At 60.6% G+C, this 20,752-nt stretch carries 18 protein-coding genes and 1 rRNA gene; 9 read left to right on the top strand and 10 right to left on the bottom strand.

Going from position 1 to position 20,752, the window contains the following annotated elements:
- Nucleotides 1–213: 213 nt before the first annotated feature.
- On the top strand, nucleotides 214–1,584 hold the full coding sequence (locus HBJ59_RS27640) for a gluconate:H+ symporter (RefSeq protein WP_023659163.1): 1,371 nt from the start codon (nucleotides 214–216) through the stop codon (nucleotides 1,582–1,584).
- 106 nt (nucleotides 1,585–1,690) lie between these two features.
- Here HBJ59_RS27640 and HBJ59_RS27635 read toward each other — a convergent pair whose 3' ends face one another.
- Nucleotides 1,691–2,974: an MFS transporter gene (locus HBJ59_RS27635; RefSeq protein ID WP_063033178.1), complete on the bottom strand. Its 1,284-nt coding sequence runs from the start codon at nucleotides 2,972–2,974 to the stop codon at nucleotides 1,691–1,693.
- A 189-nt stretch (nucleotides 2,975–3,163) separates the two neighbouring features.
- Between HBJ59_RS27635 and HBJ59_RS27630 the strand changes: the two genes are divergently transcribed.
- A complete protein-coding gene (locus tag HBJ59_RS27630) occupies nucleotides 3,164–4,582 on the top strand; it encodes a short-chain fatty acid transporter (protein WP_076014918.1) in 1,419 nt (472 codons plus the stop codon).
- Between the two features lie 23 nt (nucleotides 4,583–4,605).
- Here HBJ59_RS27630 and HBJ59_RS27625 read toward each other — a convergent pair whose 3' ends face one another.
- Both HBJ59_RS27625 and HBJ59_RS27620 read right to left on the bottom strand, forming a co-directional pair.
- Nucleotides 4,606–4,950 (bottom strand): DUF86 domain-containing protein, encoded by a 345-nt coding sequence (locus tag HBJ59_RS27625; RefSeq protein ID WP_076014917.1) that lies wholly within the window; start codon nucleotides 4,948–4,950, stop codon nucleotides 4,606–4,608.
- A complete protein-coding gene (locus HBJ59_RS27620; protein WP_076014916.1) occupies nucleotides 4,947–5,237 on the bottom strand; it encodes a nucleotidyltransferase family protein in 291 nt (96 codons plus the stop codon). Before HBJ59_RS27620 ends, HBJ59_RS27625 begins: the two co-directional genes overlap by 4 nt.
- A 158-nt stretch (nucleotides 5,238–5,395) precedes the next feature.
- On the opposite strand from HBJ59_RS27620, the gene acpA reads away from it, so the two are divergent.
- The 3 genes from acpA (at nucleotide 5,396) to HBJ59_RS27605 (ending at nucleotide 9,084) form a co-directional block, all read left to right on the top strand.
- Nucleotides 5,396–7,096 carry an acid phosphatase gene (acpA, locus tag HBJ59_RS27615; protein ID WP_167665394.1) on the top strand — a complete coding sequence of 567 codons (1,701 nt, stop codon included), beginning with the start codon at nucleotides 5,396–5,398 and terminating at the stop codon, nucleotides 7,094–7,096.
- A gap of 122 nt (nucleotides 7,097–7,218) precedes the next feature.
- Nucleotides 7,219–8,388: a hypothetical protein gene (locus HBJ59_RS27610; RefSeq protein WP_076014914.1), complete on the top strand. Its 1,170-nt coding sequence runs from the start codon at nucleotides 7,219–7,221 to the stop codon at nucleotides 8,386–8,388.
- A gap of 171 nt (nucleotides 8,389–8,559) precedes the next feature.
- Nucleotides 8,560–9,084, top strand: a complete 525-nt coding sequence (locus HBJ59_RS27605) for an SET domain-containing protein-lysine N-methyltransferase (protein WP_167665393.1) — start codon at nucleotides 8,560–8,562, stop codon at nucleotides 9,082–9,084.
- Here HBJ59_RS27605 and can read toward each other — a convergent pair.
- Nucleotides 9,081–9,725: a carbonate dehydratase gene (gene can / locus HBJ59_RS27600; protein ID WP_003214385.1), complete on the bottom strand. Its 645-nt coding sequence runs from the start codon at nucleotides 9,723–9,725 to the stop codon at nucleotides 9,081–9,083. The two genes, HBJ59_RS27605 and can, sit on opposite strands and share 4 nt — an antisense overlap.
- Nucleotides 9,726–9,877: 152 nt before the next feature.
- On the opposite strand from can, the gene HBJ59_RS27595 reads away from it, so the two are divergent.
- Entirely contained in the window at nucleotides 9,878–10,282 is a 405-nt protein-coding gene (locus HBJ59_RS27595) for a serine kinase/phosphatase (protein WP_076014912.1), read from the top strand.
- Between the two features lie 120 nt (nucleotides 10,283–10,402).
- Here the strand turns inward: HBJ59_RS27595 and rimI are convergent, their stop codons facing one another.
- Nucleotides 10,403–10,855, bottom strand: a complete 453-nt coding sequence (gene rimI, locus HBJ59_RS27590; RefSeq protein WP_003214382.1) for a ribosomal protein S18-alanine N-acetyltransferase — start codon at nucleotides 10,853–10,855, stop codon at nucleotides 10,403–10,405.
- Nucleotides 10,848–11,585: an energy transducer TonB gene (locus tag HBJ59_RS27585; protein WP_076014911.1), complete on the bottom strand. Its 738-nt coding sequence runs from the start codon at nucleotides 11,583–11,585 to the stop codon at nucleotides 10,848–10,850. The genes rimI and HBJ59_RS27585 overlap by 8 nt, the downstream gene beginning before the upstream one ends.
- Nucleotides 11,586–11,791: 206 nt before the next feature.
- On the opposite strand from HBJ59_RS27585, the gene mksB reads away from it, so the two are divergent.
- Genes mksB through mksF form a run of 3 tightly spaced genes read left to right on the top strand, consistent with a single transcriptional unit; the run spans nucleotide 11,792 to nucleotide 16,618 of the window.
- A complete protein-coding gene (gene mksB / locus HBJ59_RS27580; protein ID WP_063033185.1) occupies nucleotides 11,792–13,084 on the top strand; it encodes an Mks condensin complex protein MksB in 1,293 nt (430 codons plus the stop codon).
- Nucleotides 13,074–13,781: an Mks condensin complex protein MksE gene (gene mksE, locus HBJ59_RS27575; protein WP_076014910.1), complete on the top strand. Its 708-nt coding sequence runs from the start codon at nucleotides 13,074–13,076 to the stop codon at nucleotides 13,779–13,781. The genes mksB and mksE overlap by 11 nt, the downstream gene beginning before the upstream one ends.
- Nucleotides 13,778–16,618 carry an Mks condensin complex protein MksF gene (gene mksF, locus HBJ59_RS27570; RefSeq protein WP_076014909.1) on the top strand — a complete coding sequence of 947 codons (2,841 nt, stop codon included), beginning with the start codon at nucleotides 13,778–13,780 and terminating at the stop codon, nucleotides 16,616–16,618. Before mksE ends, mksF begins: the two co-directional genes overlap by 4 nt.
- Nucleotides 16,619–16,790: 172 nt before the next feature.
- On the opposite strand, the gene HBJ59_RS27565 is transcribed toward mksF, so the two are convergent.
- The 4 genes from HBJ59_RS27565 to rrf form a co-directional block, all read right to left on the bottom strand.
- Nucleotides 16,791–19,094 carry a PqiB family protein gene (locus HBJ59_RS27565; protein WP_167665392.1) on the bottom strand — a complete coding sequence of 768 codons (2,304 nt, stop codon included), beginning with the start codon at nucleotides 19,092–19,094 and terminating at the stop codon, nucleotides 16,791–16,793.
- On the bottom strand, nucleotides 19,087–19,710 hold the full coding sequence (locus tag HBJ59_RS27560) for a paraquat-inducible protein A (protein ID WP_003214366.1): 624 nt from the start codon (nucleotides 19,708–19,710) through the stop codon (nucleotides 19,087–19,089). Before HBJ59_RS27560 ends, HBJ59_RS27565 begins: the two co-directional genes overlap by 8 nt.
- Nucleotides 19,697–20,356: a paraquat-inducible protein A gene (locus HBJ59_RS27555; protein ID WP_063033189.1), complete on the bottom strand. Its 660-nt coding sequence runs from the start codon at nucleotides 20,354–20,356 to the stop codon at nucleotides 19,697–19,699. Before HBJ59_RS27555 ends, HBJ59_RS27560 begins: the two co-directional genes overlap by 14 nt.
- 170 nt (nucleotides 20,357–20,526) lie before the next feature.
- Nucleotides 20,527–20,642, bottom strand: a 5S ribosomal RNA gene (gene rrf / locus HBJ59_RS27550).
- Between the last annotated feature and the right edge of the window lie 110 nt (nucleotides 20,643–20,752).

The raw sequence follows: 20,752 nt of genomic DNA, 5'->3' as shown, positions 1-20,752 counted from the left end.
TGTCCTCGTGGGTCGTGGTCTGGTTGATCATAGAGCTATAGGCCAAAACCACCGGCATGGGTTGCGAAATTGTCATCCCGCCGTCAGCCGAACGTTACGCCATGCGCACCAAAATTGAACATGAACGCTCTGGAACCGTTGTATCAGGTATGCTTTTCGAGCAGGAAACAAAAAGAAACATATTAGCCAACCTGTTCGATAAGGAGTCCCGTTTTGGAGTTATCGACTGCCGCGTGGATGGTTCACGACACCCGCCTCATGTTCTGCGTATTACTGGCCATCGCCAGCATCATTGTGTTGATCAGCGCGACCAAGCTGCCGCCCTTCCTGTCGATCCTGATCGGCACGTTTATCGCCGGTGTCGGCGCCGGCTTGCCGCCGGAAGAAGTGGCCAAGGCGTTCAGCAAAGGCGCTGGGGCGATCCTCGGTGAAGCCGGGATCATCATTGCCCTGGGCTCGATGCTCGGCGCGTTGATGGCCGAGTCCGGCGCTGCCGACCGTATCGCCACCACCCTGCTCGGGCTGGGCAAGGGCAAGTCGTTGCCCTGGGTGATGGCGCTGGTGGCGATGGTGATTGGCTTGCCGCTGTTCTTCGAAGTCGGCCTGGTGATGATGGTGCCGATCATCTTTGTGATGGCCAAGCGTTCGAACCAACCGCTGCTGAAAATCGCGATCCCGGCGCTGGCGGGCATGACCACCCTGCACGCGTTGATGCCGCCGCATCCGGGCCCGCTGATTGCGGTGGGCGCGTTGCACGCCGACCTGGGCCTGACCATGTTGCTGGGTTTCTGCCTGGCGGTACCGGCCGTGATTCTGGCGGGCCCGTTGTACGGTAACTGGCTGTCCAAGCGCATGCACGTGGACGAGCCGGCCGACATTGGCGCGCTGTTCAGTGCACCGCCCAAGGCCCCGCGCCAGCCGAGCTTTGGTGTGTCGCTGCTGATCATTCTGTTGCCGGTGATCCTGATGCTCGGCAGCACCTTGGCCAAGGTCGCCATGTCGCCGGAAAGCCCGGTGGCGTTGACCTTGAAATTCCTCGGTGAGCCGTTGATCGCGCTGGGCCTGGCGGTGATTGCCGCAGTGATTTGCCTGGGCTGGGCCAGCGGCATGCCCCGGGCCGATGTCGGCAATACCTTGCGCAAGGCGCTGGCGCCGATCGCGGTGCTGTTGCTGACCATAGGCGCGGGCGGCGGGTTGAAGCAAACCCTGCTGGATGCCGGCGTGAGCCAGACCATCAGCAAGGTGGCCGAAGGCGCACACATGCCGTACCTGCTGCTGGCCTGGTTGATTGCCGTGGCGCTGCGTCAGGCCACCGGTTCGGCGACCGTTGCCACGACCACCACGGCGGGCATTCTGGCGCCGATGATGGCGGGGTTGGCGGCGACGCAAAGCTCACTGGTTGCCCTGGCGATTGGTGCCGGCTCGGTGTTCTTCTGCCACGTCAACGACGCCGGCTTCTGGATGGTGCGCGAGTACTTCGGCTTGCAGTTGAAGCAGACGATCTGGGTGTGGTCGGTGTTGCAGACCATTGTGTCGGTGGTCGGTTTGGTCGGCACGCTGCTGATGTGGCACTTCCTGACCTGATGATCGTTCCCACGCTCCGCGTGGGAATGCATTCCGTGACGCTCCGCGTCACAAGAGCGGACGCGGAGCGTCCAGGGAGGCGTTCCCACGCAGAGCGTGGGAACGATCAGGTGGGTTGGCGCTTGCCAAAATGCGCCGCACTCACTGCACCCACCGCGCCCATCACCACGCAATATCCCACGCAGATCCACGGGCTGGTGGGCATCAGTGCGATCAACATCAGCGGCGTGGTACTCGCCCACAGCGCATACGCAATGTTGTAGGTGAAGGAGATTCCCGACACCCGCACCTGCGCCGGGAACAGGCTGACCATCACCGACGGCACCGCGCCCACCACCCCACAACTCAATCCGGCAATCGCATACGCCGCGCCCAGCCATACGCCGCCGGCAATCAGGCTGGCATACAGCACGGCAATCCCCACCGGCAGCAACAGGCTGTAGACCAACACCGCGCGCCAGGCGCCGATGCGGTCCACCAGCAGCCCGGCCAGCACACAACCGATGTTCAGGAACACGATGCCTAGCGCGCTCAAGGCGAAGGTGTGGCTGGGGCTCATGCCGAAGGTTTTCTGCATCATGGTCGGGGTGATGACCACCAGCACCACGACCGCCGAGGTGAGTACGCAGGTGAGGATCATCGCCGGCAGCAGCGCGCTGCGGTGCTCTCGCAAGACGGTACGCAGGGGCAGTTCGGCGCCTGCCTGGCGACGAGCCTGCATCTGGAGGAATACCGGGGTTTCACTGAGCCAGCGGCGCAACCAGACACCGATCACACCAAACACGCCGCCCAGCAGGAACGGGAAGCGCCAGGCGTAGTCGAGGATTTCTGCCGGGGTGAAGACTTGCGCCAGCAGTGTCGCGGTCAGCGCGCCGAGCAGGTAGCCGAAAGTCAGCCCGGCTTGCAGGAAGCCGAGGGCATAGCCGCGATGGTTATCCGGGGCGTGTTCGGCGACAAACACCCAGGCGCTGGGCACTTCCCCGCCCACTGCCGCGCCCTGGAGGATGCGCAGCGCCAGCAGGATCAACGGCGCGAAATAACCGATTTGTGCATAGGTGGGCATGATCCCGATCAGCAGGCACGGCAGCGCCATCATCAGGATGCTCAGGCTGAACACCCGCTTGCGCCCCAGGTGATCGGCGAAGTGCGCCATCAGGATCCCGCCCAGCGGGCGCGCGAGGTAGCCGGTGACGAAGATGCCGAAGCTTTGCAGCAGGCGCAGCCACTCGGGCATTTCCGGCGGGAAGAACAGCTGGCTGAGGGTCAGCGCGAAAAATACGAAGATGATGAAGTCGTAGATTTCCAGGGCCCCGCCCAGGGCGGCCAGGCCCAGGGTTTTGTAGTCGGAGCGGGAGAAACGCTGCGCCTGTGGATAAGAGGTGGCAGTCATGTGAAAGCTCGGCAGACAAACGAAATGGAATGCAGGTTATGAGCTGGGCCGAGTGATGGCAATCACGCTGGATATATTTGCTTTACTCATTGATCAATGAAGATAACTACATTCCCAAATGAATAGCCGTAGAGGAACATGCAGCAAAACTGCCGCCCCCCATAATAAATACAAATAGAGGTACTGAACGTGGCCGATGCTATCGAAGACAGCCGCTACGCCCGATTCGCCCTGCGTTGTTCAAACTTCGCCGAGCGCTGGTTTCCGGACTCCTGGGTGTTTGCCGCCCTCGCCGTGATCATTGTCGCGGTGGCGACCCTGAGCATGGGCGCCGCGCCGACCGAGGCCGCCAAGGCCTTTGGTGACGGTTTCTGGAGTTTGATCCCGTTCACCATGCAAATGGCCTTTGTGGTGATTGGCGGTTACGTGGTCGCCAGCTCCCCTCCCGCCGTGAAACTCATCGACCGCCTGGCGCGCATCCCGAAGAACGGCCGCTCTGCGGTGGCGTGGGTGGCGCTGATTTCGATGGTCGCCTCGTTGCTCAACTGGGGATTGTCCCTGGTGTTCGGCGGTTTGCTGGTGCGTGCACTGGCCCGTCGTACGGATTTGCGCATGGACTATCGCGCGGCCGGTGCTGCGGCCTACCTCGGTCTCGGCGCCGTTTGGGCGCTGGGGCTGTCGTCGTCGGCGGCGCAGTTGCAGGCCAACCCGGCCAGTTTGCCGCCGTCGATCCTGTCGATTACCGGGATGATCCCGTTCACCGACACCATCTTTCTGTGGCAGTCCGGCGTGCTGTTGCTGGCGCTGATCGTGGTCTCGCTAATCATCGCCTACGCCACCGCGCCCGGGCCGAACTCCGCCCGTGACGCCAAGGCCTGCGGTGTCGACCCGGCTTTCAACCTGCCCAAGCCGCAACCGCCGACGCGCCCGGGCGAATGGCTGGAACACAGCCCGTTGCTGACCATCCTGCTGGCGTTGCTGGCGGCCGGGTGGTTGTTCCACGAGTTCTCGACCAAGCCGGCGATCAGCGCAATCTCGGGGCTGAACACCTATAACTTCCTGTTCCTGATGGTCGGTGCCCTACTGCACTGGCGTCCGCGCAGTTTTCTCGATGCAGTGGCCCGTGCGGTACCCACCACCACCGGGGTGCTGATCCAGTTCCCGCTATATGGCTCGATTGCCGCGCTGATGACCGTGGTGAAAGGCAGTGACGGCGCGACCCTGGCGCATCATATTTCGACCTTCTTCACCTCGATTGCGTCCCACGACACCTACGCGCTGTTGATGGGTGTGTACTCGGCGGTGCTGGGCTTCTTTATCCCGTCGGGCGGCGGCAAGTGGATCATCGAGGCGCCGTACGTGATGCAGGTCGCCAATGACCTGGAATATCACCTGGGCTGGGCGGTGCAGATCTACAACGCCGCCGAAGCGCTGCCGAACCTGATCAACCCGTTCTATATGCTGCCGCTACTGGGCGTGCTTGGGTTGAAGGCGCGGGACTTGATCGGTTTTTCGTTCGTGCAGTTGCTGGTGCATACGCCGCTGGTGCTGTTTTTGCTGTGGGCGTTGGGCACGACGCTTAAATATTTGCCGCCGGTGATGCCTTAATTTTCCGAAGCTGCACCCGCTCTTCAGGCGGGTGCGGCTGGCAGGTTGCTCAGCAGCTCAGGTAGCGCGTGCTGGACCGTGTCCCATACCACTTCAAGATTTATATCGAAGTAACCATGGGCAATCCGGTTGCGCATCCCTCGCATACTGCGCCAAGGCACCTGCGGTTGGGCAGCTGCAAACTCTGGATGTTGATCCATTATTTTGGTCGACGCTTCGCCGATGATGACCAAACTCATGATCACGGCTTGCTGAGTACGCTTGTCTTCAAAAAACTCAGGCTTGCTCAAACCGTCGACAAAGGTAATCGCGTCAGATGATGCCTGGCGTATGTGCTCCAGGTAATCACCAATACGATTTGACGTCATACAGGCCTGGCCTCTGCCAAGACTTGGGCACGAAACTTCAATGGCAGGTCGCCAGGCGTCAGCAAGTCAACGTTGACCCCCAACAAATCCTCCAACTCAACTTGAAGCCCGCCAAGGTCAAAAAGCGTGGTACCCGGAAGTGCATCAACCAGCAAATCGAGATCGCTGCCCTCTTTGTCGGTACCGAGTAAAACAGAGCCGAATACCCTGGGATTGGAGGTGCGAAAGCGCCCGACCACTTCACGCACGGCCACTCTCTTGAGATCAAGGGCGGTTGAAGGTTTCATGATTCACCTCGATGCATGCAATATCGTGCCAGTCTAGCAGTGCTTGGGATGGGTAAACATGCTGGCGTCATCCCACTCGTGTCTTCCATCCGTCACAATCCGCTGATACCGTTTCCGCGAAACATATTGCAACAACTATCCAGTAGGGATCCCCAGTAATGAGTGACGAGCACCAAGATCGCCCTTCTTCCGATAATGCTGAAAAGCCGCCAATAGACACTAGCCGTCGGCGTTTTCTGGGTGGTGCGGCGGTACTGGGGGTCGGAGCCACCCTGAGCGCCTGCGGCGGCACAGCTGAGCAGCCGGGCCCGCCGGTCGACCGCGAACTGACTCCTGCAGAACTGGACAAGGCCCTGCACGACAACGTGAAAAACGTGGTGGTGATCTACGGCGAGAACCGCAGCTTCAATAATCTTTTTGCCGACTTCCCCGGCGTGGAGAGCCCGCTCTCCGCGCTCAAGCCCGCCGACTACCAGCAACACGACCGTGACGGCAGCCTGCTGGACACCTTGCCTGAAGTGTGGGGAGGCGTGACCCAGTTGGGCCCGCAGACCATCGACGGGGTGATCTACCCCAGCGCCACCCAATATCAGCAACACCTGCCCAACGCGCCTTTCGCGTTGAAAGGCCCGGACGGTGAAGACCTGCCGCTGGCCCTGGTCACCCGCGACCTGTGGCACGTGTTCTATCAAAACCAGATGCAGATCAACGGCGGCAAGAACGACCGTTTCGTCGCCTGGGCCGACTCGGGCGCGCTGACCTTCGGCCATTACCCGCAAACCCGCTATTCCCTGCGCCTGTGGGATGTGGCCAGGGAATTTGTGCTGTGCGACAACTTCTTCCAGGGCGCCTTTGGCGGGTCGTACCTCAACCACCAGTACTTGATCAGCGCCCAGGTGCCGTTTTACCCGGACGCCGCCAACTCGGTGGCCAAGTCGCAGATCGCTACGCTGCAAAGCGATGACCCGACCGACACACGCCTCAAGCCGCTGGACAAATCCCCGGCCAGCGCGATGACCGGCCCGCCGCAATTCGGTCCGAGCGCATTGACCCCGGATGGCTATGCAGTTAACACCATGGCGCCGCCCTACTGGCCCACCTGGATCCGCGACCCGGAACGTCCGGACTACGCCAAGCCGGACCTGCCCAGCGTACTGGTGCCACAATCCCACGAGCACATCGGCGACAAGCTGTCGAAGAAGAACGTCGACTGGGCTTGGTACGGCGGCGCGTGGCAGGCGACGATTGATGAGCACAAGGATTCGGTAGCGATTCCGAAGATCCCGAGCTTTCAGTACCACCACCAGCCGTTCAACTACTTCAAGCAACAAGGTCCGGAAAACCCGGTAGAGCGCAAGAAACGCCTGCGCGATGGTGGCCTGGGCGACGACCCGAGCACCAACCACTTCATGGCCGACGCCCAGGCCGGCACGCTGCCGGCGGTGAGTTTCTACAAGCCCCAGGGCAACCTGAACATGCACGCCGGTTACGCCGATGTGGCTTCGGGCGACCGGCATATCACCCGTACGTTGAAGATGCTGCAGGAAAGCCCGCAGTGGAAAAACATGGTGGTGATCATCACCGTCGACGAGAACGGCGGCTGGTGGGACCACGTGGCACCGCCAAAAGGCGACCGCTGGGGCCCGGGCACGCGCATTCCGGCGCTGGTGATTTCACCGTTCGCACGCAAGCGCACGGTGGACCATACGGTGTATGACACGGCGTCGATCCTGCGCCTGATCACCCGGGTGTTCCAGCTGGAGAAACTCGATGGCATCAAGCTGCGGGACGAATCGATGGTCGCACGTGGCCAGAAACCTATGGGTGACCTGACCAACGCGCTGCACTTCAAGGTGTAGACGCTCTTGCTCAAAAGCGACAAGCGCGCAGTTTTTCTACGCGCTTTTCCCGGTCAACCGCTACTGTGTGAGGGTGGGCATTCACCCCGCGCAGACGGGCTTTCGCTGACAGGGAACCATCCATGTTTAAACTCACCAGGTTGTCCTTCACCCTGGCCGCACTGACCTTGAGTGCGGTCGTACACGCTGACGTCACCGTACCGCTGGGTACCCCGCAACGGGTCACCCAGTTGTTCGCGTACCCGAACAATTGCAACGTCATCTGCTTTCGTCCCTGGACGCTGGAGCAGACCGTCGAGCACTACCTGAACCAAAGCCTGCAACGAGACGGTTACAGCCGAGGCAAAGTCAGCGTAAAAACCGAGCATGACCAGGTGCTTGCCACCTTCAGCGGCGTACCGGACGGTTATGGCCAGCCGCTGACCACCTTGCTCGACACCGCCGACCTGGCTTACCAGGGCGCCAGCAAACTCAATGGCGATGGCAAGTGGCAGTTCAACTGGTACCTGTTCCTGCCGCTGGGCATGGCCCTGGAAAACCGCAAGAGCATCGAACTGCTGCACTTCCCGCCGGATTACTCACTGACCCACTTCCAGGACTACCTGGAGTCGGCCACCACCGACCGCTGGGCGACCCTGCTCACGGCCAACGGCATCCCGGCAACCCAGACGCCGGAATACCAGACCATCATCGATATCGCCCCGATCGCCGCCCCCGCCACCGCGGGCAAGGACCTGGAAGGCGTGTACGGTTACTTCACCGACTACCAGACGCGCATGGTCAAGGAGCTGAGCCTGCACGCGGGCGGCGCACTGCCGATGGTGGCCTTCGGGGCGCCAGTGCGCAGCTGGATCAAGCAGCAATACGGGCAAACCGTAGGTGTGTTGGGCCTGGCGCAGATCAGTCCGGTCGATGGCAGCAAGGTCGCCGTGCTGGGGGCCAATCACCCGAGCTACATCTGGTACGCCGCCAACCCCGACACTTATGACGGTGACGAGCAAAAGGCCGATGAGGCCGGTTTGAAGGTGATGGGCCAGGATTTGAGCGCCGCCTGCTGGCAGGCCTCCATGGGCCAGAAACCCGCCAGCGATCCGAATGTGCAGCTCAAGGGCTGCATGAACACCTGGCAGGTAACACGCAAAGAGCAGACCTGCGAACTGTTCTACACCTCGATCCGCGAACTGACGCCCGAACAAGCGAACGCCAAGTGCGCCCAACCGGCGATCAAAACTCAGCTAAGGCAATTGAAGGGCACAGTGCCAGCATCGTCGGTTGATGCACCGGCGCTTTGACACAAGCTGCAAGGAGGGCGTTTTCGTACAGAAAAAATAGCCGATTTCTACTGTCAGATTTGACAGTAGAAATCGGCTCCCGCTTAGGCGAGGCTTGAGCCGTGCCCATCCGCTGCAAGACTGGCAGTCCAGACACCCTCGGCAGGTCGATGCAGCCCCTCTTGGAGAGTCATGAAAACTCAAGCCATGGATCAGGCTAAAACCGTTGTGAGTGACTGTCTTTACCCGTTTGCGACCGTGCTCGCCGAACACGCCTACCCCCGCGCCCGCGACTACGAAGTGGTGCGTGCCCGGGACGGCTCAGGCGATGGCATCAAGACCCGCGTCGCCTTTGACAGCCGTCTGTGCATCGCCAAGGTGTCCGGCTATGCCCTGAGTGAGCGGCGCCTGCATACGGTGCAGATATCCTCGCGAATCCACTTGTACGACCCGTGGTTCAGCGGTCTGCTGTCGCACTCGTGCAACCCGAACGTGTTTCTCGACATGACGTACCTGGAACTGTGGTCCGTTCAGCCAGTGCCCGCAGGCGTCCTGCTGACCATGGATTACGCCCACACCGAGGAAGTGTTGTTCCGACAGTTTCGCTGCCAATGTGGCGAACTCAACTGCCGGGGATGGATCACCGGCATGAACGAGCCGCTGAACACCGAGGGTCAACAGTTCATGGAGCAGTGGCGCAAACGCAAAAGCCCTTAAACCGCACCCAGCGGGCGCAGGCGGTATTGCGGCGGTAACTGCTCGAAACCACTGATGGTGGTGTTCAGGCTTTTCCAGCGACCGTCCTTGATCCCGTAGATACAGCCGTGAACCGACAGGCTCTGCCCGCGGTGCCAGGCGTTTTGCACAATGCTGGTGTGCCCGACGTTGGCCACTTGCTGAATCACGTTCAGCTCGCACAGGCGGTCTACGCGTTCCTCTTCCGTGGGCAACTGGGCCAGCACGTCGCGGTTTTCGTAGTACAGGTCACGGATGGTGCGCAGCCAGCCGTCGATCAGGCCCAACTGGTTGTCCTGCATCGAGGCGCGCACACCGCCACAGCCATAGTGGCCAGTGACCAGGATGTGTTTGACCTTGAGCACGTCGACCGCGTACTGGATCACCGACAGGCAATTGAGGTCGGTGTGCAGCACCACGTTAGCCACGTTGCGATGCACAAACAGGTCGCCTGGCAGCATGCCGACGATCTCGTTGGCCGGTACGCGGGCGTCGGAACAGCCGATCCACAGGTATTCCGGGGTTTGCTGGCGGGCGAGCTTGGCGAAGAATTCGGGATCTTCCTGTTTGATCGCATCCGCCCAGCGTTCGTTGTTATCAAGCAGGTCTTGTAGTTCGTTCATCAGGGAAAGCCTCAGGAATGATGCGCAGCTTTGACAGACGACCGCCCATCCGGGTCACGCCGGAAATTAAAGATAGCCGGCGGGCAATTACTTGAATCTTGGGGAGCCATGCCTGTCCACACACTATAAGCCCCACAGTATGAGGAATCGCCATGACTGATTCACGACGTCCTTTCGGCGCCACCCAACCCGAGCCGATTGATGATAACGAAGACCGCATGGGTTCGATGCACGAACTGGATTTTGACGAGGAAGAGCCGACGGCGGAGATCGGCGACGAGATTCCACCTCGCGAACGCGAGCATCTGATGCCCGACGAACGGGTACGCGAAGCCGGGATGACCGGGGCTTCCACCGCTGATCATGAATCAACCGATGATGACATGAGCCCGGAAACGCTGATCCGCGAAGATGGTGCGCGGGATGCGCGGGAAGAAGGTGAAGATGGACAGGCCGATTGGGACCTGAGCATCGTCGATGAAGACGAGATTGGCGGCGGCAATGGCCTGGATGAGGCCGAGCTGGCCGATATCGATCCCGTAGACGGCAACCGCTGACACTCTGCTGAACTAAATGTGGGAGCGGGCTTGCTCGCGAATACGGTGTGTCAGTCAATACATCGGGCGACTGAACCACCGCCTTCGCGAGCAAGCCCGCTCCCACATTGGGCCCTGTGTTTAGTCGACCAGGGTGCAGGCCATCACGACCGCATCTTCACGACCACCGACGGCGGGGTAATAGTCCCGCCGGCGGCCAATTTCGTTGAAACCGTAACGCTCATACAGCCGGAACGCGCCGGTATTGCTGTCGCGCACTTCCAGGAAACATTCCCGCGCCTTGGCCTCGTAGGCCCGGGACATCAGATGTTCCAACAGGCTCAAACCCAGGCCACGACCCTGGTTTTCCGGCTTGACGGTGATGTTCAGCAAATGCGCTTCATCGAGGATGATCTGCACCACCCCGTGGCCCACCTGCTGCTCACCTTCGAACATCAGCCAGATCTGGTACTTGCCCAGCCCATCGAGAAAAATCCCGCGGGTCCAGGGGTGGCTGAACGCTGCGTATTCGATCTTCAGTACAGCGTCGAGGTCCGCCTCGGTCATCGGGCGGAAGGATAAAGCTTCACTCATCGGTACTTTTCCAGCGCGCCATCAGCCGGCGCATGGCTTGCCAGACATCAGCCTTACGCTGTGGCTCTTCCATTAATAGTTCCAGGCCCGGCAAGGCCCAGACGGAGCCCAGACCTTCGACCTGCAGTTCGCGGTACCAGGCCTCGGCGTCGGCTTCGCCGGCAAAACGCACGGCGGGCAGGCCGATCAGCCACAGGCATACGCAGGGTTCGTCTTCCAGCCGTGCCGAGACGAAACCTTGCACAAAATCCCGCGCGGCTTCCGGCCCCTGGTCCATGGTGCCCCGAGCCAGCAGCGGCCAGCGTACCGGCTCGCCGACGATTTGCGGGCTGTCGGGCAGGCCGGCGGCGCGCAACATGTCCTTGAGCAGCAGATAGGCCGGGTCACGGGTCTGGAAGCGCTCGCCGGTCGGCAACTCCACCAGCAACAGGCAACGCCCGGCCCGCAGCAGTTGCAGGGCAAAGCGCGGCGGCGGCACGACCGGGGCCTTGGCCACGGCAGGCGCGTCCTCGGCGACGACCGGCTTGGCAACCGGCGACGGGCGGGGGACTTCGACCTTTGGCCGAACCACCGGGGTTTCAGCCACAGGCTTGACCAGCGGCACGGGCGCCGCCGCCTCCTCACCCGAAGGCTCGAAAGCCTCGAACGGTTCCGGGGCCTCCAGCAGCTCGGGCCGAGAGGGGGCGGCGAACGGTAATTCAGTGCGCGGCAGCCAGTTGACCACCTGCATGGCGGTCAAGTAAGCGCGACGTCGGGACTCGATAAGCAAAGGTCGGCCACTTGTGGATAACTAAAGAACGGGGATTCTACCGCCCTTCGACGAAGATCGCCCGCAGTTGATCGTGCAAGTGGGTGCCTCACGACCGGCTGTGGATAAATCCCACCACCGATGCAGTACAATCGCTGCTTTTAATCGCTAACCAGCCGGCCATTCCGATGATCGAACCCAAGCGCGTCTTGCGCGCCCTCGCCGAACACTGGGCCCTGCTTGAGCCACTGTGCGAACACTTCGACCAAGGCACTCTGAGCCTCAGCGAACTGCGCGCCCAACTGGCCGCCCAACAACTGGACAGCACGCCACAGGACATCACCAGCCTGCTGGACGTGTGGATTCGCCTGGATATCCTGGTGCCTGTCGCCAAGAGCCCGAACCGTTTCGAGCTCAATGCGCAGATCCACGACTTCCTGGCTTATCTTCGCAAGGAGCACCGGCTAGGCCTGTGCCTGGAAATCGAAGCCTACCTGCGCCACCTTGAGCGCCTGGCGGGTTATATCCAGGACGCCTTCGACATCCGTGATGGCCATGACCTGGCGCGCCAATTGCGCCTGCTGGACATGCGCGTGCGCGATGTGCTGAAAAAACTCGCCAACGACGAACAAGCCCTCGCGGCCGTGGCCGACCGCGCCAAGACCAGCGACCGGCAGATCCCGTTGCGCCAGCGCTACGCCGAAGTCCTCGCGACCTGGGACGAATACGTCGAACCGATGATTCAACTGGTGAATGCCGACGGCGCCTTCGAACAAGGCGTGCGCAAGGTCGAGAACGTGCTGTTGCGCATGCTTACCGAACAGCAGCGCCTCGGCCACCTGGTGGACGACGACATGCTGCTGCGCACCCACGCGCGCATCCTCGAAATGCAAACCAGCGCCCAGTTGACCTTGCGTCACGCCCGGGAACTGCTGCTACCGCTGCGTGAAGAAGCGCGCCGACACAACGCCGTGACCCGTGGCGCGGCGCTGGCCTTGTCGGCGATTCGCCGCAAGGGCCTGGACGCGGTGCCGCAAGCGGCGATGCCGATGTTCACCCGGCCGCAAAGCACCTTCCTTGGCAGTGCCAGCCAGGTCGAAGCCTACGTGTACGCCCTGGCCAATTTCGAGCCGAAACCGGCGCGTTTTCCCAAGGCGCACAAGTCCCACAAGGGCGAAGCCCCTCGCGCACCGCGCACGGTCAAGGAGATGCTCGAACGCTGCGAAGACGCGCTGCCGATGCCCGACCTGATGACCTGGCTGCTGGAGCAGGAACCGGACGGCGCAACCGACGAGTTGCTGTACTGGTTCTCACGCCTCTCGCGGGAGAAACGCTTCAAGCGCGAACGTCTGGAACGACGGGATTACCACACTCACGAGCACCAGGTCAGCCTGCGCTCATTCGCCCTGCTCCCGGCCACGCCTGACTCTGCCGAGAATTCTGCGAGCATTGCTTATGTAAGGACTTCGCATGCAACTTGATCTATCCGAACTGTCCCAGTTGGCGCCGATCTTTCGCGAGCTGTTCAAGGGTTACCACGTCAGCCGCCGCGACCCGGAGCTGTACGCCCAACTGTCGAACTTCCAAGACCAATATCGCACGCTGTTCAAAGCCCTGGGCTTCGAGCTGGTGTGCGATACCCGGGGTTTCTACTACTTCGTACCGGACTCGGCCGTGGCCGCCGCGCAGGTCAACAAGACCGCCCAGCGCCTGGCGTTGTTCACCTTCATCATCGTCGAGCACCTGGCCGACCAGGGCCGCGACCCGATCGCTGTGCTTGACGGTGGCAGCCTGGGCCGAGATGAGCTGCCGTCGTTGCTGGAAAAGTACCGCGACCTGTTTATCCAGGCTGAAGTGACAACCGTTGAGGAACTGGAAGAAAAAATCATGCGTCGCATGACCCAGCTCGGTTTTGCCAGTGAAGAGAACGGTATCTACCGCTTCCTGCCGCCGATGCACCGCTTCCTCGATGTGTGTCTCTCGGTACAGCAAGACCGTGACCTCGCCGCGAGTATCCACAGCGTGTTGCCGTTGCCGGCCCCGGTGATCATCGACGAAGACAGCGATGAAAAACTGCTGAAGACCGATGACCCGCTGGACTTGAGTGACTTCGCAGAAGAAAGCGAAGAAGACGCCATGGCCCGTGCCATTGCCGAAGAACAGGAGACCGATGCATGAGCAAGGAACGCTACGGCATTCGCCGCTTCGCCCTTTTGAACACTGCCGGTTACAGCTTGGGTTTGTTCCCGCTGGAAGAACCGTTGTCGGTGTATGGCGCGAACAACCTCGGTAAATCAGCGTCGATCAACGCCTTGCAGTTCCCGATTCTGGCGCGCATGTCGGACATGAGTTTCGGCAAGTACACCCTGGAGCAATCCCGGCGTTTCTACTTTGCTACCGACACCAGCTACATCCTGGTGGAAGTGGCCCTGCCCCATGGCCCGCACGTGATCGGCGTGGTCGGTCGCGGCCCGGGCGGTGGTTTCGGTCACCAGTTCTTTGCCTATGCGGGCAAGCTGGACCTGGCTCACTACCAGAAGAACGACACCTGCCTGCGCCAGAAAGAGCTGTTCACCAACCTTGAGCGTGAAGGCCTGAAGGCCTACGAGCTGAAGCCGGATGAACTGCGGCGTTTGCTGGTGGGCGGCCACACGTCGATCCCGCTGGACCTGACCCTGATTCCGCTGCGCTCCACCAGCGAGCAGAGCCTGAAGACCTTCCGGGCGCTGTTTATCAACTTGCTGCACATGCGGGAAATTACCGCGGCCAAGTTGAAGCAGCTGTTCCTGGATGCCTTCGAACACAGCCTGCGTTCCGGCAGTGTCGATTACATCGCGGCGTGTGAAGAAGCCTTCCGTGATGTACGACGCATGGAGCAGGACTACAACTCATTGGTAGCCGCCGGGCCGCTGGTGGAAGCGCTGTCCAATGGCGTGAAACAGCGGGAAATCCTGCGGGGCAAACTGCATCGCCTGTCGCCGCTGCTGGATTCGTTGTTGGGCACTTGGTCGGACTACGCCAGTGCGCGCAAGGAAGAGCTGACGATCCAGGCCGAGCATTACCGCAACGAGCAAGACGCACTGCAGAACGACCAGCGCGGCGGCACTCAGGAGCTGATGCGCCTGGAGCGGGAAATCAGCGGCATTCAGCGCTGGCTCGGTGAACTGTCGGTACTTAAGCATCGCTTCGCCCTGGTGGATGACGTCAAGGTGCTCGAGCAGCAACTGCTGGCGGCCAAGGATGCTCACGATGAATTGGCCGGTGCCTTGGCGCAGTCGCGTCAGTTCAGCGCCGAGGATCTGGACGAGCGTCTGCGGGACCTGGAAAAACGCCTGAAGTCGGTGAAGCAACAACTCGATCACGCCGACAACAACAGCTACGCCAAGCTGCGGGAAGAATTCTCGCAGCAGGATGTCGAGCGTCTGATGCGCTTGTTCAACAGTTCGCTGTTCAGCTTGCCGCTGGGTGAGCATGGCATCACCCTGGATGAAGACGGCCTGTGGGTGAAATCCCTGGAGCAGATTCTCGACGGCTTCAAGGGCGAGCGTTTTGAAGTGCCGGGGTTGGCCATCGACATCTCGCATATCGAGCCGCCGGCATTGCAGGCCCTGGCTGACCGCGCTGCATTGCGTGACCAGAAAGAGCGTCTGGAAAAAGAACTCAAGCAACTGAAAACCCAGCACGCCGTGGCGTCTGACCGCGCGGCGAGCAAGACCCAGACTGAAGCGCTGTACCAACAGGTATTGGACGCGCAGAAGGCGCTGGAAGATTTCCGCCGCTCGCAAACCCTGAGCGCAGAAGAAGGCGAGAAGCTGGAAAGCCTGGCGCAGATGGAAGCGGCCCAGGACGAGTTGAAGCGTTCCAGCGATGCGTTTACCGAACGCGTCCAACAACTGTCGGCCAAGCTGCAACTGGTAGGCCGCCAGATTGGTGATATGGAAGCCAAGCAGCGCACGCTGGATGACGCGTTGCGTCGTCGCCAGCTGCTGCCGGCGGACTTGCCGTTTGGTACGCCGTTCATGGACCCGGTCGACGACTCCATGGAAAACCTGCTGCCACTGCTTAATGACTATCAGGACAGTTGGCAGGGTTTGCTGCGGGCTGACGGCCAGATCGACGCGCTGTATGCACAGGTGCGCCTCAAGGGCGTGGCCAAGTTCGACAGTGAAGACGATATGGAGCGCCGCCTGCACCTGCTGATCAACGCTTACGCGCACCGTACCGATGAAGCCCTGACGTTGGGCAAGGCACGGCGTGCGGCGGTCACAGATATCGCGCGCACCTTGCGCAATATCCGCAGCGACTACGACAGCCTTGAGCACCAGTTGGCGTTGTTCAACCGCGAGATCAACAAGCGCCAGGTGTCCAACCTGCAGAGCTTCCGCATCGTGCTCGCGCCGAACAAGGAAGCCCTCAAGCATATCGACCAGATCATCCACAGTGCCGGTCAGTATGAAGAAGGCGAAACCCTGTCGGTATTCGACCTGAGCCAGAGCGCCGAGCAGGACAACAAGAACGAGGAAGCCAAGGAGTACTTGGCGCGCCTGGTGGCGGCCAACCATAACCAGTTGGGCCTCAAGGACTTGTTCGAATTGGCGTTCGAGATCACCAAGGTCAACGGTCAGCCGATCATTCACACCGACATTGATGGCGCCGCCTCCAACGGCACCACCATGACCATCAAGGCGCTGACCAACATGTACTTGTTGCTGCACTTGATGGACCGCGACCAGGCCGGGCGCGTGCGCTTGCCTTACTACCTCGACGAGGCGGCGGATATCGATGAGAAGAACCAGGCGGCGTTGCTGGAAACCAGCTTGCAACTGGGCTTCGTGCCGATTCTGGCCAGTGTGAAGCCACAGGTTTCCGCCCAGGTGGCGATTGACCTGGAAGGCGGCAGCGGGCCGAACGGGATCTACATTGATGAGGCGGACTGGAAATACATCCGTCGTCACGATGTGGTGAAGGCGACGGTGAATGTGCAGGCGGATGAGCCGGAGTTGGATGAGGTTTAATCAACTGCGCTGAAATGCAAAAAGGCCGCGATCTTCTGGATCGCGGCCTTTTTTTGGTGTTCTTGAGGGCCTCTTCGCGAGCAAGCCCGCTCCCACATTCAATCGGGTTCCTTCAGGGGGGGAACCGGGTCAAATGTGGGAGCGGGCTTGCTCGCGAAGGCCGCGCCTCGGTCTATTTGCCGAGTGGGATTTTAGGGGCCCAGGTCAGCCATTCGTCTTCGAACTTGTCGAACAGCGGGAAGGTTTGCTGGGGCCGTGCAGCGCTGCCCATGCGTTCGCCGTCTGGCGTGGCAAAGGCGATTCCGCCGGCGACCAGGGTCTCCAGGGATTCGGTGCGTACCGTCGCGCCTTTGAACAGGCCGAAGTCGAGACCGAAACCGCTGGTGTTCCAGAACCGGCTGCCACTGCGCACCAGCGGCGCGTACTTGGGCTCGATCAGGATGTGGACCAGCACGCGGTCGGCGGTCTGGCCCAACTCGTAGCCTGTGACCTTGCCTACCGTAACTTCTCGATAGGTCACCGGCACACCTTCCTTCAGCGAACCACGACGCGCAGCGCTGAGCACCAGGCTCAAGCCCGCTTCCTGATGGACAGCTTCCGGCGGTTGGTCGAGGGCAACGAAGCTCTTTTGCGGGCCGGCGTTTTTCACCGCTGGCTGCACTTCGATGTACTGACCGGTGACCAGGGTTTCCAGGTTCGACGTTTTCATCAGACCGAGTTCAGGCTTGACCACCCAGAACTGACTGCCGGCCCGGGCGATGCGATCGGCCACTTGAGTGATGCGCGCGCTGAGCAGGACCGATTGCATGTCGGCACTCAAGTCGACGCTTTCGATCTTGCCGACGTCGAGGCCTTTGAAGCGTACCGGCGTACCGGGACGCAGGCCGTCGGCGCGGTCGACCTTGATGGTCACCAGCGTGCCGTGCTGGTTGGCGGCTTCGCGGTCCGGGAACAAACGGAAACGCGGGATGCGCTTTTTCAGCGGTACATTCGGCTCCGGGGTTTCGAAGGCGATACCGCCCGCCATCAGGCTGGCCAGGGATTCACTCTTCACCTGGATGCCGCCGGTGAGTCCGCCGGTCAGGGTCACGCCGCTGGCATTCCAGAATCGGGTAGAGCCGTTGACCAGGCCTTCATATTCTTTGTCGATGTGGACGCCGATCACCAGTTGCTTGTTCTTGCGGGAGAACTGGTAGCTCTGTACGGAACCGACCTTGACCTGCTTGTAGAGGATCGGGCTACCGACGTCCAGGGAACCGAGGTTGTCGGTGAACAGCACCATGTGCAGGCCGGGGGAACGCAGGTCCAGTGGCGGCGCCTTGGCCCGGGCGACGTACTCCCGTTGTGGGGCGCTGCCCTTGTCGCCGGGACGAATGGCTATGTAGTTACCTTTGACCAAGGCTTCCAGGCCGGTGATGCCTGCCAGGGAGATGGAGGGTTTGACCACCCAGAATTGGGTGTCCTGGACGAGGTAGTCTTCGGCCAGTGGGTCGAGGGTCAACTCGGCATTGGCGCTGGAGAGGTCCGGGTCGATCTTCAGGGTTTTCAGGCTACCGACCTGGATGCCTTTGTACATCACGGGTGTGCGACCCGCCTGGAGGCCTTCGAAGTCGGTGAGTTTAATCTTGACCTTGATGCCCGCCGCGGCGGCGTCGAAATCTTCGTACAGTCGGAACGGCAGGCTTGGATCCGTCGGTGGGCTGTCCTTGCGGTTCTCTGGCGTGGCGAAGGCGATACCGCCGGCAACGATGCTGGCCAGGGATTCACTGCGCACTTTTACGCCGGAAAGGTTGGCGTCGATGCTGATGCCGCTGGCGTTCCAGAAACGCGTGTGTTTGCGCACCAGGCTGGCATAGGTCGGTTCGATGTAGACCTTGATTTCAACGGTGGTCTGGTCTTCGGAGAGCAGGTAGCTTTTGACTTGGCCGACCTGGATCTGCTTGTAGAACACCGGGCTGCCGCGGTTCAGCGAGCCGAGGCGATCGGCTTTGATCGTCAGGTGCAGGCCGGGCTTGGCGTCGGATAACGGGGGTTCTTCGGACAGGGCCTTGAACTTGCGTGTCGGCTCACCATCGCCCGGGCTGGCGGCGATGTAGTTACCCGATACCAGGGTTTCCAGGCCGGTGATCCCGGCCAGGCTGACGCTCGGCTTTACCAACCAGAAGCGGGTGTTGGTCTTGAGGTATTGCTCCACATCCTTGTTCATCTCGATGGTGGCAATCACCCCGCGATTGTTACCTTCGTCATCCAGGGCGAGGGTTTTCACCTTACCCACGGACATGCCTTTGTAGACCACTTCGGTCTTGTTGGCCTGGATGCCTTCGCCGCTTTCAAAGCGAACCTGAATCTCGATACCTTGTTGGTTATAGGCACGCCATCCGAGCCAGCCGCCGATAATCAGGGCAATCAGGGGTAGCACCCAAATGGCCGACCAGTTGGAAGCTGGGCGGGTTTTAGCCTTAGGCAAATCACTCATGGTCGTCGTCCGACTCCGTGTTATCCCAAATCAGTCGGGGATCGAAAGTTACTGCGGCAAGCATCGTCAAGATCACCACACTGGCGAACGCCACGGCACCGAGATTGGCCTCGACACTGGCAAGTCGCCCAAAGTTTACGACCGCCACCAGGATGGCAATCACGAAGATATCCAGCATCGACCAGCGGCCAATGAACTCGATAAAGCGGTACATGATAATGCGTTGTTGCGCGGAAAGTGGTTGGTGACGTTGCACCGAGAACAGTAACAAGCCGATGCCCACCAGCTTGAAGGTGGGCACCAAGATGCTGGCGATGAACACTACAGCGGCGATCGGGAACATGCCGTGCTGCATCAGTTGGATCACGCCGGACATGATGGTGCTCGGATCGCCTTGGCCCAGGGAGCTGACGGTCATGATCGGCAGCAGGTTGGCCGGGATGTACAAGATGGCTGCCGTGATCAGCAGCGCCCAGGTGCGCGTCAGGCTGTTCGGACGACGGGCGTGGACCAGCGCACCGCAACGGGTGCAGGTTTGCTCATCGGTGTCCGGGTCTTGTTTGTTTAGTTCATGGCATTCGGTACAGATCAGAATGCCCGCATCAATCGCCCGCATGAGCATCCTCTCCTGACAGCGCTTCCCAGATCTGGTGAGGTGACATGACCACCTCCAGCAGTATCTGGACCATTAACAGACTTACGAAGCAGGCCAGGCCCAGCCCAACAGTGATGGTGGCCATGTCGGCCAGTTTTACGATCGCCACCAGCACGCCCATCAGGTAAACCTCGAGCATCCCCCAGTCTTTCAGATGGTGGTAGATGCGATAAAACAGTAGGCCGTAGCTGCGGCCGATGTTCCAGCGGATGCTCAGCAATACCGCCAGTTGGCACAGGAGCTTGAGCAACGGAATGCCCATGCTGCAGAGGAACACCACCACGGCGACGCCTTGCATACCGGTGTCGAACAGACCAACCACGCCGGTCCATACGGTGTCCTGCGAGGACTGCCCGAGTAGATTGAGCTGCATGATGGGTAAAAAGTTCGCGGGGACGTACAACAGCAGCGCGGCAATCACTAACGCCAGGCTTCGTTCAACGACGTTGTGGCGGTGAGCGTACAGCTCGTAGCCGCAGCGTGGGCATTGGGCCTTTTCACCGCGGGCAAGCTCCGGCTTGCGCATCAACAAGTCGCACTCATGGCATGCCACGAGTTCGTCCAGCGGTAAGTCTGACACCTCGAGGGCATCAACCGGGTCGGGCATATAGGGCTCGGACTCTAAAAAAGGTTAGGTGCCTATTCTAGTGTTCTGGTTCAGAAATAACTGTGCAAATTTGTCGGGGTACCGCTGTATATCGAGCATGTCGGTAAACTTTCCGACCGCCCAAAACAAAACCCCTGATTGCGTGAGCAATCAGGGGTTTCGGAATTTAATCTTGACGATGACCTACTCTCACATGGGGAAACCCCACACTACCATCGGCGATGCATCGTTTCACTGCTGAGTTCGGGATGGGATCAGGTGGTTCCAATGCTCTATGGTCGTCAAGAAATTCGGGTACTGAGTCGTGACCAGTTGGTCTCGCTTCAGCAAATTGGGTATGTGATAGCTTTCGGTGTTTGTGAGTATCTCGAACTTTCGGTTCGTTTCGTCTTCACA

The sequence above is a fragment of the Pseudomonas sp. AN3A02 genome (genome assembly GCF_011765255.1).
In the GTDB taxonomy this organism is placed as follows: Bacteria; Pseudomonadota; Gammaproteobacteria; order Pseudomonadales; family Pseudomonadaceae; genus Aquipseudomonas.
Note: the sequence above shows the minus strand (reverse complement) of the source record. Positions and strands in the feature narration are given on the sequence as shown.